Here is a 14,905-nt window from a genome sequence, read left to right as displayed (position 1 = left end):
GAGGGAACACGACATGAGCACGCTGGGCATCGCCGTCATCGGGACGGGGAAGATGGGCGCCGACCATGTCCGCCGGATCGGGCGGACGGTGGGCGGGGCCCGGGTGGTGGCCGTGGCCGATCCGGACGGGGACCGGGTGAAGGCGGTCGCGGCGGGTCTGGACGGCGCGAGCGCGCACACGGATCCGGCGGAGGCGATCTCGGCACCCGGAGTGCAGGCCGTACTGATCGCCTCCCCCGGGCCCGCCCACGAGGAAGCGATCCTGCACGCCCTGGAGCGGGAGTTGCCGGTGCTGTGCGAGAAGCCGCTGACCCCGGATCCGGCGGGGGCGCTGCGGGTGATGGAGGCGGAGCAGCGGCTGGGCCGGCGCCTGGTGCAGGTGGGGTTCATGCGGCGGTTCGACGCCGAGTACGAGCGGCTGAAGGAGTTGCTGGACGCGGGCGGGATCGGCCGGCCGCTCTTCCTGCACTGCCGGCACCGCAATGCCTCCTCGCCCTCCTTCTTCACCAGCGAGATGCTGATCACCGACTCCGTCGTGCACGAGGTCGACGCGGCGCGCTGGCTGCTCGGGCAGGAGATCACGGCGGTGTCCGTACTCTCGCCGACGCCCAGCTCGGCGGCCCCCGAGGGGCTGCGCGATCCCCGGCTGGTCCTGCTGGAGACCGCGGGCGGGGCCATCGTCGATGTGGAGATCTTCGTCAACTGCGGCTTCGGCTACGAGGTCCGGTGCGAGGCGGTCGGCGAGTCCGGCAGCGCCCAGATCGGAGAGGGGCAGTCGATGGTCGTCCGGTCCGCGGGCCTCAGCTCCGGCGAGATCGCGCAGGACTTCACCGTGCGCTTCGCCGACGCGTACGACCGTCAGCTGCGGCGCTGGGTGGCCGCGGCCGCGCAGGGCCGGGTGGATGGGCCCGACGCCTGGGACGGCTACGCGGCGGCCGCCGTCTCCGCGGCGGGGCTGACCGCCGCGCACAGCGGAGTACGGACCCCGGTGGAGCTGGTGGAGCGACCCGCCCTCTACCTCTGAACCTCCCCCCGGCTCCTCCCCGTTGTGCCGCAAGTGTCACAACCGTCGCTCTCGTGTCACACATATCCCCATTACGCGGGCATTCCGTCACAGCCCGTCGACAAGCCCCCTCCCACCTTCACCCTCTGTCGTTCTCCGGGCACAACCCGATTGATCGTCACTGTCCACGCGTCGGCTCCCCCGACGGCCTCCCGGCCGGCCCCGCCCCGTGGACAAGGAGGTGTCGTGGATGAGCGACCGACAGCTGTGGTCGTACAAGGAAATCGCCGCCCATATCCGGGTCCAGCCGGACACGGTGCGCTCGTACCGCAAGCACGGGCTGCTCCCCGCCCCCGACCACGTGGAAGGCGGCAAGCCCTACTGGTACGCCGACACGATCCGCACCTGGGTGGCCCGCCGCCCCGGCAACCGGGGCCGCCGCGAGGACTGACCCGGGCGGTGGCCCCGGCGCCGTACGCGCCCGCCGGGGCCGGGCCGCGTAAGCGGCCGCCGCCGGCCTAGCGGCTGCCCGCCGGTATGCGGTCCGGCTCGGGGGTCTCCCCCCTCACCTCCCCCGCCGCCTGCGGCGCCGCCGGCGCGGACTCCCCCTCGCTGAGCCCGAACCGCTCGTGCAGCCGCCGCAGCGGGCCCGGCGCCCACCAGGTGGCTCTCCCCGTCAGCTTCATCACCGCCGGTACCAGCAGGCTCCGTACGACCAGGGCGTCCATCAGCACGGCCAGCGCGATCCCGAGCCCCAGCATCTTGGTGTTGGTCACCCGGGAGCTGCCGATGGCCACCATCACCACCGCCAGGATCACGGCCGCCGCGGTGATCAGCCCACCCGTGCGGACCAGCCCGGTCCGCACCGCCCCCTCGTGGTCCCCGGTGCGCTCGTACTCCTCCTTGATGCGGGATATGAGGAACACCCCGTAGTCCATGGAGAGTCCGAAGGCGATGCAGAACATCAGCACGGGCAGGGTGGTCTCGATGTCCCCGGTGGAGGTGAAGGAGAGCAACCCGGAGAGGTGCCCGTCCTGGAAGACCCACACCACCGCCCCGAACATCGCCGTCAGGCTCAGTGCGTTGAGCAGGACCGCCTGGACGGGTATCAGCACGCTCCCGGTGAGCAGGAACACCAGCAGCAGCGTGGCGAGGACCACCAAGGCCAGCGCGGCCGGCAGTTTCTCCGCTATCGCCTTCTGGGCGTCGACGAGGACCGCGGCCTGGCCGGTCACCGCGGTGTCGAAGGGGGCGTCCACCTTCCGCACCACGCCGACCAGGTCCTGGGCCTGCTGCCCCACCGGCTCGCCGCCGGTGACCACCGAGAAGTAGGCGTAACCCGGCCGGTCCGGGGAGCCGACCGGCCCCTCCACCCGTACCCCGGGCAGCGAAGCGAGCCGCTCCCGGTAGGCGGCGAGGTCGGCGGGACCGGCCGCACCCTCGGCCAGCACGGTCAGCCCGGCCCCGGGGCTGCCCGGGAAGCCGTCGCGGATCTGCTGCTGGACCAGGTGGGAGGTGGCCGTCTCCGGCAGCTGCCGGTCGTCCACGGTGCCGAACTTCACCCCGAGGAAGGGGAGCCCGAGGAGCAGCAGTCCGGCCGTGGTGGCGATGGCGAACACCGGGGCCCGGCGCATCACCAGCGCGGTCGTCCGCGCCCAGCCCCGCCCCGTCCCGCTCCCGGTGACCGCGTCCGGCTCGCCGGCGCCCGCCCCGGACCGGCCGCGCCGCAGCCGCCACAGCCGCCGCAGATCGAGGGAGTTGACCCGCTCACCGAGGAGCACCAGCGCCGCCGGCAGCAGGACGAGGGCGGCACCCGCCGCGAGCAGGACCACCGCGACCCCGGCGTAGGCGAAGGAGCGCAGGAAGTACATCGGGAAGAACAGCATCGCCGAGAGCGAGACGGCCACGGTCAGCGCCGAGAACAGCACCGTCCGCCCGGCGGTGCGCAAGGTGGCGCCCACGGCCGCCACCGGATCCCGGCCGGCGGCGAGCTCCTCGCGGAACCTCCGCACGATGAACAGGGCGTAGTCGATGGCGAGTCCGAGGCCGAGCGCGGTCGTCAGGTTCTGGGCGAAGACGGAGACGTCGGTGAACTCGGTGAGACCGCGCAGCACGGCATTGGTGCCGAGGATGGCGACGATGCCCACACCCAGCGGCAGCAGCGCGGCCACGGCGCTGCCGAAGACGATGACGAGCAGGACGAGGGTCACCGGCAGGGCGATCACCTCGGCCCGCAGCAGGTCTTCCTGGATGGTGGTGGTCACCTCGCGCTGGACGGCGACCGGCCCCCCGAGGGAGACGCTCACCGGCCCGTGCCCGCCCCGGTAGCGCGGGGCGATCCGCTCCAGCACGGCGGCGCGGGCCTTCTCGTCCCCGAGCACCCGGGCGGCGATGAGTGCCTGCCGGCCGTCCTCGGAGCGCAGCGCGGGCAGGTGCGTGCGCCAGTAGGAGCCGACCCCGGCCACCCCCTGCTCGGAGGCGAGTCGCGCGGTCAGCCGCTCGGCCTCGGCCGCGACCGCCGGATCGTCCACCCCGGCCGTCCCCGGTCCGGCGGCGTCCACCAACAGGAGGAGGTTGGGCTGGGAGCCCGGGAACTCGCGCTCCAGGACCTTGGCGGCGTAGGTGGACCGGGCGTCCGGGTCCTCCCAGCCGCCGCTGCCCATCCGGTCGGCGACGCCGCCGCCCGCGAGGACGGCCAGGGCCGTGACCACGAGGGCGAGCAGCAGCGAGAGCCGCGGCCGGGCCGTGACGATCCGGGTCCACCGTCCGCTCTCCCCAGACGACGGCGGTTTTTTGACTTCGGACATGACTCGGTGTCCCCTTCACCGTGATTGCCAGACAACTTAGACTGGCAAACACGAGCACTCGCTCGCGTTTTCCAAGAATGCGAGCGCCCTCTCGCATTTGTCAATCACCCACGGGAAGCGAAGGACGGGACATGCCCGAGAGGCCCCAGGCCGAAAACGCCGCGAAAGCCCCGAAGGCCCCCCGGAGCACGGCGGCCGGAAAGGCCGCGGGGAAGGCGTCCGGAAAGGCGACCGGGAGCGCCACCAAGAAGGTGGCCGCCCCGCGGCGACAGGCCCGCGGCGAGCGCCGGATCGCCCAGCTCCTGGACGCCGCCGCCAGCGTGTTCTGCCGCACCGGCTACGCCGCGGCCAGCACCAACGCCATCGCCCGCGAGGCCGAGGTCTCGCCGGGCACGCTCTACCAGTTCTTCCCGAACAAGGAGGCCATCGCCGTCCACCTGGGCGACGAGCTGCTCCGGCGCGCCCGCGACATGCACGGCCAGGCCTTCCTCCCCGAGAACCTGGACAAGCCCCTGCCCGAGCTGCTCGACGCCGTCCTGGACCCGGTCATCGCCTTCAACTGCGAGAACCCGGCCTTCTGGGCCCTCATGCACGGCTCCGGCATCCCCGGCATCACCCAGGAGCGCGAGGAGCTCCACTCCGGCCTGCTGGAGCGGGTCCAGGGCATCCTGCGCACCTTCTGCCCGGACGGCTCACCCGAGGAGCTCACCCGCGTCTCCGGCATGATCCTGGGCATCTTCAAGGCGGCCCTCGACCTGATCCTGGCGAGCGAGGGCGCCGAGCGCGCCGCGTACGTCGCCGAGCTGAAGACCGTACTGCTGCGCTACCTGGAGCCGATGCTCGCCGCTCCCCACCTCCACTGACCCGGGCCGCCGATCCGGACACCACCCCGGACACCGCTCCCGACACTCGCGTTGATACCCCCTAGGGGTATAGTCTTCGAGTGTCGGGAGGACGGTGGAGCGAGAACATCCGCGACGCCGCCGCCTCCGGCGACCGGACACGCCCTTGAAGAGGAGAACGACATGACCGCCGAGACGGACACCCAGACCACCACCGTCTACCGGGTGACCGGCATGACCTGCGGCCACTGCGAGGGCGCGGTGACCACCGAGATCTCCGCCCTGCCCGGCGTCAGCTCGGTCAAGGCCGTCGCCGCGACCGGCGAGGTCACCGTGGTCTCCGCCGCCCCGCTCGCCGAGGAGGACGTGCGCGCCGCCGTGGACGAGGCCGGGTACGAATTCGCCGGCCAGGCCGGCTGAGCGCCCTGCGCCCCTCCTCCTTCGCAGTACCCCGCCGGGCCGTACCGGCCAGCTGATACTGGTTCCGTACGACCCGGCCCTCCCCCTGGAGCCGGACATGAGCAGCAGCACAGTGCACGACGGGCCCATAGCGGCGGCCGAGGCCGCCCACGTCGAGCTGACCATCGGCGGGATGACCTGCGCCTCCTGCGCCGCCCGCATCGAGAAGAAGCTGAACCGGATGGACGGGGTCACCGCGACGGTGAACTACGCCACCGAGAAGGCCCGCGTCTCGTACGGGAACGGCGTCCAGGTCGCCGACCTGATCGAGACCGTCGTCAAGACCGGGTACACCGCCGAGGAGCCCCCGCCGCCGGAACCGGAACCGGAGACCGGGCACCCCGGGCCCGGGACCGAGGCCCCGCGCGATCCCGAACTGGCCGCACTGCGCCAGCGCCTGCTGGTCTCGGCCACCCTGGCCCTGCCCGTCGTCCTGCTCTCGATGGTCCCGGCCCTCCAGTTCGACAACTGGCAGTGGCTCTCGCTGACCCTGGCCGCCCCCGTGGTCGTCTGGGGGGGCCTCCCCTTCCACAAGGCCGCCTGGACCAACGCCCGGCACGGCGCCGCCACCATGGACACCCTGGTCTCGGTCGGCACGCTCGCCGCCTTCGCCTGGTCGCTGTGGGCCCTGTTCTTCGGCCACGCCGGGATGCCGGGCATGCGCCACGGCTTCGACCTCACCGTCTCCCGCACGGACGGCTCCTCCTCGATCTACCTGGAGGTGGCCGCCGGGGTCGTCAGCTTCATCCTGCTCGGCCGCTACCTGGAGGCCCGCTCCAAGCGGAAGGCGGGTGCCGCACTGAAGGCCCTGCTGGAGCTCGGCGCGAAGGACGTCGCCGTCCTGCGCGGCGGCGCCGAGGTGCGGATCCCGGTGGCGCGGCTCGCGGTCGGCGACCGGTTCGTGGTCCGGCCCGGGGAGAAGATCGCCACCGACGGCACGGTCGTCGAGGGCGCCTCCGCCGTGGACGCCTCGATGCTGACCGGCGAATCCGTCCCGGTCGAGGTCGCCGTGGGCGACTCCGTCACCGGCGCCACCGTCAACACCTCGGGCCGCCTCGTCGTCGAGGCCACCCGGATCGGCGCCGACACCCAGCTCGCCCGGATGGCCCGGCTCGTCGAGGACGCGCAGAACGGCAAGGCCGAGGTGCAGCGCCTCGCCGACCGGATCTCCGGGATCTTCGTACCGGTCGTACTGGTGCTGGCGCTCGGCACCTGGGTCAGCTGGCTGCTGATCACCGACGACCCCACCGCCGCCTTCACCGCAGCCGTGGCCGTCCTGATCATCGCCTGCCCCTGCGCCCTGGGCCTGGCCACGCCGACCGCGCTGATGGTCGGCACCGGGCGGGGCGCGCAGCTCGGCATCCTGATCAAGGGCCCCGAAGTGCTGGAGTCCACCCGCCGCGTGGACACGGTCGTGCTCGACAAGACGGGTACGGTCACCACCGGCCGGATGACCCTGACCGGAGCCGTCCCCGCCGAAGGCGTGGACGCCCACGAGCTCCTGCACCTGGCGGGCTCGCTGGAGCACGCCTCCGAGCACCCGATCGCCCGGGCGGTGGCGGCCGCGGCGAGCGACCTCGCCGAGGGGTTGTCGGTCCCGGAGAGCTTCGAGAACCTCGGCGGCCTCGGCGTCCAGGGCGTCGTCGACGGGCACGCCGTCCTGGTCGGCCGCGAGCAGCTGCTGGCGGACTGGTCGATCGAACTGCCCGCAGGCCTGGCCGAGGCCAAGGCGGCCGCCGAGGCCGCGGGCAGCACCGCCGTCCTGGTGGCCTGGGACGGGGCGGCCCGCGGGGTCCTGACCGTCGCCGACGCCGTCAAGGAGACCAGCGCCGAGGCGGTCACGCGACTGCGGGCGCTGGGCCTGACCCCGGTACTGCTGACCGGCGACAACAAGGCCGTCGCCGAGACGGTGGCCCGCGCGGTCGGCATCGACGAGGTGATCGCCGAGGTCCTCCCGCAGGACAAGGTGGACGTCGTACGCCGACTGCAGGCCGAGGGCCGGACGGTGGCCATGGTGGGCGACGGGGTCAACGACGCGGCAGCGCTGGCCCAGGCGGACCTGGGCCTGGCCATGGGGACCGGCACCGACGCCGCGATCGAGGCGGGCGACCTGACCCTCGTACGGGGGGACCTGCGGGTGGCGGCGGACGCGATCCGGCTCTCCCGCCGGACCCTGGCCACCATCAAGGGCAACCTGTTCTGGGCCTTCGGCTACAACGTGGCGGCCTTGCCGCTCGCGGCCGCCGGCCTGCTCAACCCGATGATTGCAGGGGCCGCGATGGCGTTCTCCTCCGTTTTCGTGGTGAGCAACAGCCTCCGGTTGCGAACCTTCCGCTGATGGATCATCTCCCCGGCTTGCCCACACTTTCTTCACGGGAGACGCAGATCACAGTGATTGCAACGTAACCATCCGGCACTGCAGTGGGTCTAATGGGGCGATGCCAGGAACGTCTTGGGGGACGTTCACGGGGGTCTTGGGGGACGTCCGGGGCATCAGCCGGCCGGGACGCGTGCCCAACGGGGTGCTTTGAGCGGCCCTCCCGACCCGTACGGGTCCCGGCAGACACCCAACCGGAGCGCACCGCGCGTGCGCTCCTCGCCGACACCCCGGCTCGGGTCCCGTGGGGGGAATCCGTTCCGGGGACAGGAAAGCGCCCCGATCGTCGACCCGTGGGGGGATCGACGGCGGGGCGCTTTTCGCTTGCTCGAGGTGCCTCGGGTCAGCGGGCCTCGACCGGGACGAAGTCGCGCAGGACCTCGCCGGTGTAGATCTGGCGCGGGCGGCCGATGCGGGAACCCGGCTCCTTGATCATTTCGTGCCACTGGGCGATCCAGCCGGGAAGGCGGCCGAGCGCGAAGAGCACGGTGAACATCTCGGTGGGGAAGCCCATGGCCCGGTAGATCAGGCCGGTGTAGAAGTCCACGTTCGGGTAGAGGTTGCGCGAGACGAAGTACTCGTCGGCCAGCGCGTGCTCTTCCAGCTTGAGCGCGATGTCGAGCAGCTCGTCGCTCTTGCCGAGCGAGGAGAGGACGTCGTGCGCCGCCGCCTTGATGATCTTCGCCCGGGGGTCGAAGCTCTTGTAGACGCGGTGTCCGAAGCCCATGAGGCGGACGCCGTCTTCCTTGTTCTTCACCTTGCGGATGAAGGCGTCGACGTCGCCGCCGTCGTTCTTGATGCCCTCGAGCATCTCGAGGACGGACTGGTTGGCGCCACCGTGCAGCGGACCCCACAGGGCCGAGATGCCGGCGGAGATCGAGGCGAACATGTTCGCCTGCGAGGAGCCGACCAGGCGCACGGTGGAGGTCGAGCAGTTCTGCTCGTGGTCCGCGTGCAGGATCAGCAGCTTGTCGAGCGCGGAGACCACGACCGGGTCCAGGTCGTACTCCTGGGCCGGCACGGAGAAGGTCATGCGCAGGAAGTTCTCGACGTAGCCGAGGTCGTTGCGCGGGTAGACGACCGGGTGGCCGACCGACTTCTTGTACGCGTACGCCGCGATCGTCGGGAGCTTGGCCAGCAGGCGGATCGTCGAGAGGTGCCGCTGCTTCTCGTCGAACGGGTTGTGGCTGTCCTGGTAGAACGTCGACAGCGCGCTGACCACGGAGGACAGCATCGCCATCGGGTGCGCGTCACGCGGGAAGCCGTCGTAGAAGCGCTTCACGTCCTCGTGCAGCAGCGTGTGCTGGGTGATCTCGTTGCGGAAAGACGCGAGCTGGTCGACGGTCGGCAGCTCACCGTTGATCAGCAGGTACGCGACCTCGATGAAGGTCGAGCGCTCGGCCAGCTGCTCGATCGGGTAACCGCGGTAGCGCAGGATGCCCTGCTCACCGTCGAGGTAGGTGATCGCGGACTTGTAGGCGGCGGTGTTGCCGTAGCCGCTGTCCAAGGTGACGAGCCCGGTCTGGGCCCTCAGCTTCGAGATGTCGAAGCCCTGGTCACCGACGGTGCTTTCGACCACCGGGTAGGTGTATTCACCGTCCGCGTACCGGAGTACTACAGAGTTGTCGCTCACGTCATCCCTCACCGACGTAGTGCCTCTTCTTCGAGGTGCCCTGACTGCCTCTACCTTCCCCCATTTGGCGCAGGAGAGTGCACTCGGGGTCGGCCTTTGGTCCTTTTGACGGCACTGAGTGCCTTCAACCTGCTCATCCTGCCCCCTCCGCACCGGTGCGGGAACCCAAAATGATCGATCATTTAGGTGATGTTTCCCACCGGTATCCGGCCGGACAGCCTGGGCGCGACCGCCGTGAACCTCCTACCTGCGGAAACGGTACGCACGGCCTGGCCGAGGGCTTTGCGGGAGCCCACCAGTACGACCAGCTTCTTCGCCCTGGTCACCGCCGTGTAGAGCAAGTTGCGCTGGAGCATCATCCAAGCCCCGGTGGTGACAGGGATCACCACGGCCGGATATTCGCTTCCCTGGGACCGGTGGATGGTGATGGCGTACGCGTGCGCCAGCTCGTCCAACTCGGTGAACTCGTAGCCCACCTCCTCGTCCTCCTCCGTGCGCACCGTCAGCCGCTGTTCGTCCACGTCGAGGGCGGTGACCACGCCGACCGTGCCGTTGAAGACCCCGTTGGCGCCCTTCTCGTAGTTGTTCCGGATCTGGGTGACCTTGTCGCCGACGCGGAAGACCCGGCCGCCGAACCGCTTCTCCGGCAGGTCCGGCCGGGCCGGCGTGATCGCCTGCTGGAGCAGCCCGTTGAGGTTCCCGGCGCCGGCCGGGCCGCGGTGCATGGGCGCGAGCACCTGGATGTCACGGCGCGGGTCGAGTCCGAACCTGGCCGGAATCCGCCGGGCGGCCACGTCCACGGCGAGCCGCCCGGCCTCCTCCGTGTCCTCCTCCGGGAACAGGAAGAAGTCCGGCAGTCCGTCGGTGATCGGCGGGACCCCGGTGTTGATGCGGTGGGCGTTGGTGACCACGCCCGACTGCTGGGCCTGCCGGAAGATGCGGGTCAGCCGGACCGCGGGGACGGGACCGCCCTCGGCCAGCAGGTCCCGCAGCACCTCGCCCGCGCCGACCGAGGGCAGCTGGTCCACATCCCCGACGAGCAGCAGGTGCGCACCCGGCGCCACCGCCTTGACCAGCTTGTTCGCCAGCAGCAGGTCCAGCATCGAAGCCTCGTCGACGACGACCAGGTCCGCTTCCAGCGGGCGCTCCCGGTCGTACGCCGCGTCCCCGCCCGGCTTGAGCTCCAGCAGCCGGTGCACGGTGGAGGCCTCCGCCCCGGTGAGCTCCGCGAGCCGCTTCGCGGCCCGGCCGGTGGGTGCGGCGAGCACGACCTTGGCCTTCTTGGCCCGGGCCAGCTCCACGATCGAGCGGACGGTGAAGGACTTGCCGCAGCCCGGCCCGCCGGTCAGGACGGCCACCCGGCGGGTCAGCGCCAGCATGACGGCGTCCCGCTGCTCGGGGGCCAGCTTGGCCCCGGTGCGCCCGGCCAGCCAGCCGAACGCCTTGTCCCAGTCCACGTCCTGGAAGCCGGGCATCCGGTCGTCATCGGCGTTCAGGAGCCGCCGCACCTGACCGACCAGGGACAACTCGGCCCGGTGGAAGGGCACCAGGTACACGGCGGTCAGCGGGTCCGGCCCGCCCTGCGGATCCGGTACGGACTCGCGTACGACGCCCTCCGGATCGGCGGCGAGTTCGGCCAGGCATTCGATGACCAGCCCGGTGTCCACCTGGAGCAGCTTGACCCCGTCGGCGATGAGCCGCTCCTCGGGCAGGAAGCAGTGCCCCTGGTCGGTGGACTGGGACAGGGCGTACTGGAGCCCGGCCTTGACCCGCTCGGGGCTGTCGTGCGGGATCCCGACGGCCTGGGCGATCCGGTCGGCGGTCAGGAAGCCGATGCCCCACACGTCGGCGGCGAGGCGGTACGGCTGGTTCTTGACCACCGAGATGGAGGCGTCGGCGTACTTCTTGTAGATCCGGACCGCGATGGAGGTGGAGACTCCGACGCCCTGGAGGAAGACCATGACCTCCTTGATCGCCTTCTGCTCCTCCCAGGCGGCCCCGATCAGCTTGGTCCGCTTGGGGCCGAGCCCGGGCACCTCGATCAGCCGCTTCGGCGCCTCCTCGATCACGTCGAGGGTGTCGGTGCCGAAGTGCTCCACGATCCGGTCGGCGATCTTCGGGCCGATGCCCTTGATCAGGCCGGAGCCGAGGTAGCGGCGGATGCCCTGGATGGTCGCGGGGAGCACGGTGCGGTAGTTCTCCACCGTGAACTGCCTGCCGTACTGGGGGTGGGAGCCCCAGCGGCCCTCCATGCGCAGCGATTCACCGGGCTGGGCCCCGAGCAGGGAGCCGACGACCGTGAGCAGGTCGCCGCTGCCGCGGCCGGTGTCCACGCGGGCGACCGTGTACCCGCTCTCCTCGTTGGCGTAGGTGATGCGCTCGAGCACCCCCTCGACCACTGCGAGTTGCACCGCCCCGTTGGTTGCCATGGCACGAAGCTACCGCCCGGCACCGACAGCCCGTCAGGCCTGTGGACAACCCGGGGAACCCAGAAGGGGGTCCGGCCTCGCGGCCGGACCCCCTCACGGTTACCCCTCCCGTGTCGGACTTCCCGATCCCCCCAGATCCCTCCCCGGAAGTGCCGACGCACCATACGACCCGCTGCCCCGCCCAGGGGTTGCACGCGGAATCGGAACTTTACGTTTCCATTACCTTGGCGCGGCCCGGAGCCGACCCGAGGTGCCGGTGAATCACCACAGAAGTAGCGTTTCGAGCATGAGCGAATCTTCATTCCAGGACGACGTGCTCGGCGAGCTGGGCCCGGACCGGCTGAGCGAGATCGCCGGCCTGCTCGGCACCGACGAGGCGGGGGCCCGCGACACCGTCGCGACCACGGTCGGCGCCATGACCGGCGGCCTGCAGGAGAAGGCCGACGCCGACGACGAGGACGGCGACGAGGTCCGCCAGGCGTTCGCGGAGGTGGCCGAACCCCCGCTGCAGGGCGTGGCCACCCTCGGCGGCGGGCTGCTCGGCGGGGGCCTGATGGCCGGGGTGCTCGCCAAGGTGAGCAAGCCGGTCGCCGCGGCGGTGTCCAAGAAGACCGGCATCCCCGCGGCCACCGTCTCCCGCGTCATGGAGCTGCTGATCCCGGTCGTGCTGGCGGTCTTCGCCAAGCGCGCGGCGGCCGGCAAGGGCGCGGCCGCCGGAGCCCCCGGTGCCGCTCCCGGAGCCGCTCCCGGTGGCGCTCCGGCGGAGAGCGGCGGACTCGGCGACCTGCTCGGCCAGATCCTGGGCGGCGGCAGGAAGTAGCCCGCTACCCTGGGGCTCCATGGAGCCCCGCGCCGACAACTCCCCCGCAGATGTGCGGCTGCGGGACCCCGAGCCCGGGGAGCTGGGCTGGATCGTTCAGCGGCACGGCGCGCTCTACGCCGCCGAGTACGGCTGGAACACCGAGTTCGAGGGCCTGGTGGCCCGGATCGTCGCGGACTTCGCCGAGGACCACGACCCGCATCTGGAGCGCGTCTGGATCGCCGTGCTGGACGGCCGCCCGGTCGGGTCGGTGATGTGCGTCCGCGAGGACGGCTCGCCCGGCACGGCGCGGCTGCGGCTGCTGCTCGTGGAGCCGCGGGGCCGGGGCCGCGGCGTCGGATCCCTCCTGGTCGACGCGGTCGTCGCGTTCGCCCGCTCCGTCGGCTACCGCGAACTGGTGCTGTGGACCAACGACGTGCTGACCTCGGCCCGTTCCCTCTACGAGCGCGCCGGATTCACCCTCGTGGCGGAGCGCCCGCACCGCTCGTACGGCGTCGGCCTCACGGGGCAGGACTGGCGGCTGCCGCTGCAGGAGGACTCCCCGCGCTGACGGCCGCCGCACCGGCCGCCGCCGCACCGCCGTCCCCCACCGCCTCCGTACGGGCGCCCGCGCGGGCGGGGGCCAGCGAGGTCATGCCCACCCCGCCGACCAGCAGCAGCGCCGCCACCCACCGCGGCCCCGAGACGTCCTCCCCCAGGACCAGCGCCGCCGAGGACATCCCGAACACCGGCACCAGCAGCGAGAACGGCGCGACCGACGAGGCCGGGTAGCGCTTGAGCAGGTGGTTCCAGGCGCCGAACCCGAACACCGTGGACACCCAGGCGACGTACGCGATGACCGCGACCCCGGACCAGTCCAGCCCGCGCAGTGCGGCCAGGTCGCGCTCGGGCCCCTCCAGCAGCAGCGAGAGGGCGAACAGCGGCAGCACCGGGACCGTGCACACCCAGACCATGAAGTTCAGCGCGTCGGGCGGGGACGCCTTGCGGGTCAGCACGTTGGAGACGCCCCAGCAGGCGGCGGCCGCGACGACCAGGGTGAAGCCGAGCACCGGCCCGGAGGTGCCCTCGTCCACGGCGGCGACGGCGATCCCGGCGAGGGCCACGGCCATGCCGGCGATCCGGACCCGCCCGGGCCGCTCGCGCAGGACGAGGGAGGCGAGGACCGCGGTGAAGACGGACTGCACCTGGAGCACGAGCGAGGAGAGTCCGGCGGGCATCCCGGCGGCCATGCCGGTGAACAGGAGGCCGAACTTGGCGATGCCGAGGGCCACCCCGACCGCGATGATCCACTTCCAGGCGGCCTTGGGCCGGCCGACGAAGAACACGGCGGGCAGCGCGGCGACGAGGAAGCGCAGGGCGGAAAGGAGCAGCGGCGGGAAGTGGCCGAGGCCGATCTCGATGACGACGAAGTTGAAGCCCCAGACGGCGGCGACGAGTACGGCGAGTGCGGTGTGAACGGGACGCATGCTTCGAGCATCGGGGCGATGACCATGTAGCACCAGCGCGGATCCCTTTCGGGATGGATGAAGCATCGCTTACGGGTGCCTCGCGGCCCGGCGGTGCCTACGATGGGCCGCATGCTCGACCTCTCCCGGCTGCGCGCCCTGCACGCCGTCTCCGTCCACGGCTCGGTCGCGGGCGCGGCGGCCGCCCTCGGCTACACCCCCTCCGCCGTGTCCCAGCAGATCGCCAAGCTGGAGCGGGAGACCCGGACCACGCTGCTGGAGCGGCGCGGGCGCGGGGTCGCGCTCACCGAGGAGGCCCGGCACCTCGCCGAGACCGCCCAGGAGTTGCTGTCGATCGTGGAGCGCGCCGAGACCACCCTGGAGGAGCGCCGCGGGCAGCCGGGCGGGCTGTTGAGGGTGGCCGCCTTCGCCTCGGCGGCGCGCGGGCTCATGCCCGGGGCGCTCGCCGATCTCGCGCGCCGCCATCCCGCGCTGGACGTACGCCTCACCGAGGTAGACCCCCACCTGTCGGTGGACCTGGTGGCCCGCGGGGTCACCGACCTGGCGGTGGCACACGACTGGGACATCGCCCCGCTGCCGGCCCCGGAGGGCGTCGAGCAGGCGGTCATCGGGGACGACCGCTGCGACCTGGTGGTACCGCAGGACCACCCGTTCACGCGGCGGGCGGTCATCCGCCGGGCGGATCTCGGCGGCGAGCGCTGGGTCTGCCAGCCGCCCGGCCGGGTCTGCCACGACTGGCTGATGCGGACGCTGCGCGCCGCAGGGTTCGAGCCCGACATCGCGCATGTGGCCGAGGAGAACCACACCATCGTCGCGCTGGTCGCGGCCGGACTCGGGGTGGCCGTAGTACCCCGGCTGGGCACGGGGGCGCTGCCGCCGGGGGCGGTGGCCGTGCCGCTGGAACCGGGCCCCGTACGCAGGCTGTACGCCGTGTGGCGGACGGGGGCGGCCCGCCGGCCGGCGATCACCGAGGCCGTACGGACGCTGCGGGAGCACTGGGCGTACGCGGCACCCCTTCCGGGGGACCTCCCGAGTGTCCGCGGCGGCGCGGGCGCGGTGCGGCAGTAGG

At 72.0% G+C, this 14,905-nt stretch carries 11 protein-coding genes and 1 pseudogene; 8 read left to right on the top strand and 4 right to left on the bottom strand.

Translation table 11 applies throughout. From position 1 onward, the window contains the following. The first annotated feature begins 13 nt into the window (after positions 1-13). Positions 14-1,024, top strand: a complete 1,011-nt coding sequence (locus tag K7B10_RS26000) for a Gfo/Idh/MocA family protein (RefSeq protein ID WP_229339585.1) — start codon at positions 14-16, stop codon at positions 1,022-1,024. A 229-nt stretch (positions 1,025-1,253) separates the two neighbouring features. Further along, positions 1,254-1,454, top strand: coding sequence for a helix-turn-helix transcriptional regulator (locus tag K7B10_RS25995; RefSeq protein WP_030297784.1), 201 nt, complete (start codon positions 1,254-1,256; stop codon positions 1,452-1,454). 67 nt (positions 1,455-1,521) lie between these two features. On the opposite strand, the gene K7B10_RS25990 is transcribed toward K7B10_RS25995, so the two are convergent. Continuing rightward, on the bottom strand, positions 1,522-3,810 hold the full coding sequence (locus K7B10_RS25990; protein ID WP_229339583.1) for an MMPL family transporter: 2,289 nt from the start codon (positions 3,808-3,810) through the stop codon (positions 1,522-1,524). Between the two features lie 131 nt (positions 3,811-3,941). Here K7B10_RS25990 and K7B10_RS25985 point away from each other — a divergent pair, with 131 nt between their 5' ends. The 3 genes from K7B10_RS25985 (at position 3,942) to K7B10_RS25975 (ending at position 7,449) form a co-directional block, all read left to right on the top strand. Continuing rightward, positions 3,942-4,673, top strand: coding sequence for a TetR/AcrR family transcriptional regulator (locus K7B10_RS25985; protein WP_229339580.1), 732 nt, complete (start codon positions 3,942-3,944; stop codon positions 4,671-4,673). A gap of 162 nt (positions 4,674-4,835) precedes the next feature. Next, the gene (locus tag K7B10_RS25980) at positions 4,836-5,072 is read left to right on the top strand and encodes a heavy-metal-associated domain-containing protein (RefSeq protein WP_030868575.1); all 237 of its coding nucleotides are present in this window, start codon (positions 4,836-4,838) and stop codon (positions 5,070-5,072) included. A gap of 97 nt (positions 5,073-5,169) precedes the next feature. Next, a complete protein-coding gene (locus K7B10_RS25975; RefSeq protein ID WP_229339578.1) occupies positions 5,170-7,449 on the top strand; it encodes a heavy metal translocating P-type ATPase in 2,280 nt (759 codons plus the stop codon). Between the two features lie 382 nt (positions 7,450-7,831). On the opposite strand, the gene K7B10_RS25970 is transcribed toward K7B10_RS25975, so the two are convergent. Together K7B10_RS25970 and recD2 are read right to left on the bottom strand one after the other, a co-directional pair. Next, the gene (locus K7B10_RS25970) at positions 7,832-9,121 is read right to left on the bottom strand and encodes a citrate synthase (protein ID WP_030161574.1); all 1,290 of its coding nucleotides are present in this window, start codon (positions 9,119-9,121) and stop codon (positions 7,832-7,834) included. Positions 9,122-9,303: 182 nt separating this feature from the next. Further along, the gene (gene recD2 / locus K7B10_RS25965) at positions 9,304-11,550 is read right to left on the bottom strand and encodes an SF1B family DNA helicase RecD2 (RefSeq protein WP_229339576.1); all 2,247 of its coding nucleotides are present in this window, start codon (positions 11,548-11,550) and stop codon (positions 9,304-9,306) included. Positions 11,551-11,836: 286 nt separating this feature from the next. Between recD2 and K7B10_RS25960 the strand changes: the two genes are divergently transcribed. Together K7B10_RS25960 and K7B10_RS25955 are read left to right on the top strand one after the other, a co-directional pair. Further along, positions 11,837-12,370, top strand: a complete 534-nt coding sequence (locus tag K7B10_RS25960) for a DUF937 domain-containing protein (protein WP_229339574.1) — start codon at positions 11,837-11,839, stop codon at positions 12,368-12,370. Between the two features lie 46 nt (positions 12,371-12,416). After that, a pseudogene (locus K7B10_RS25955) lies at positions 12,417-12,920 on the top strand (GNAT family N-acetyltransferase); the annotation flags it as partial. On the opposite strand, the gene K7B10_RS25950 reads toward K7B10_RS25955, so the two are convergent. Further along, a complete protein-coding gene (locus tag K7B10_RS25950) occupies positions 12,871-13,836 on the bottom strand; it encodes an EamA family transporter (RefSeq protein ID WP_229339572.1) in 966 nt (321 codons plus the stop codon). The pseudogene K7B10_RS25955 and the gene K7B10_RS25950 overlap by 50 nt on opposite strands. A gap of 111 nt (positions 13,837-13,947) precedes the next feature. On the opposite strand from K7B10_RS25950, the gene K7B10_RS25945 reads away from it, so the two are divergent. Further along, positions 13,948-14,904 carry a LysR family transcriptional regulator gene (locus K7B10_RS25945; RefSeq protein WP_229339570.1) on the top strand — a complete coding sequence of 319 codons (957 nt, stop codon included), beginning with the start codon at positions 13,948-13,950 and terminating at the stop codon, positions 14,902-14,904. Position 14,905: the final 1 nt, after the last annotated feature.

Origin of the sequence: Streptomyces flavotricini (assembly GCF_020639365.1) — a bacterium.
Lineage (GTDB): Bacteria > Actinomycetota > Actinomycetes > Streptomycetales > Streptomycetaceae > Streptomyces > Streptomyces flavotricini.
The sequence above is the reverse complement of the archived record's forward strand: the minus strand, read 5'-3'. Positions and strand labels throughout refer to the sequence as shown.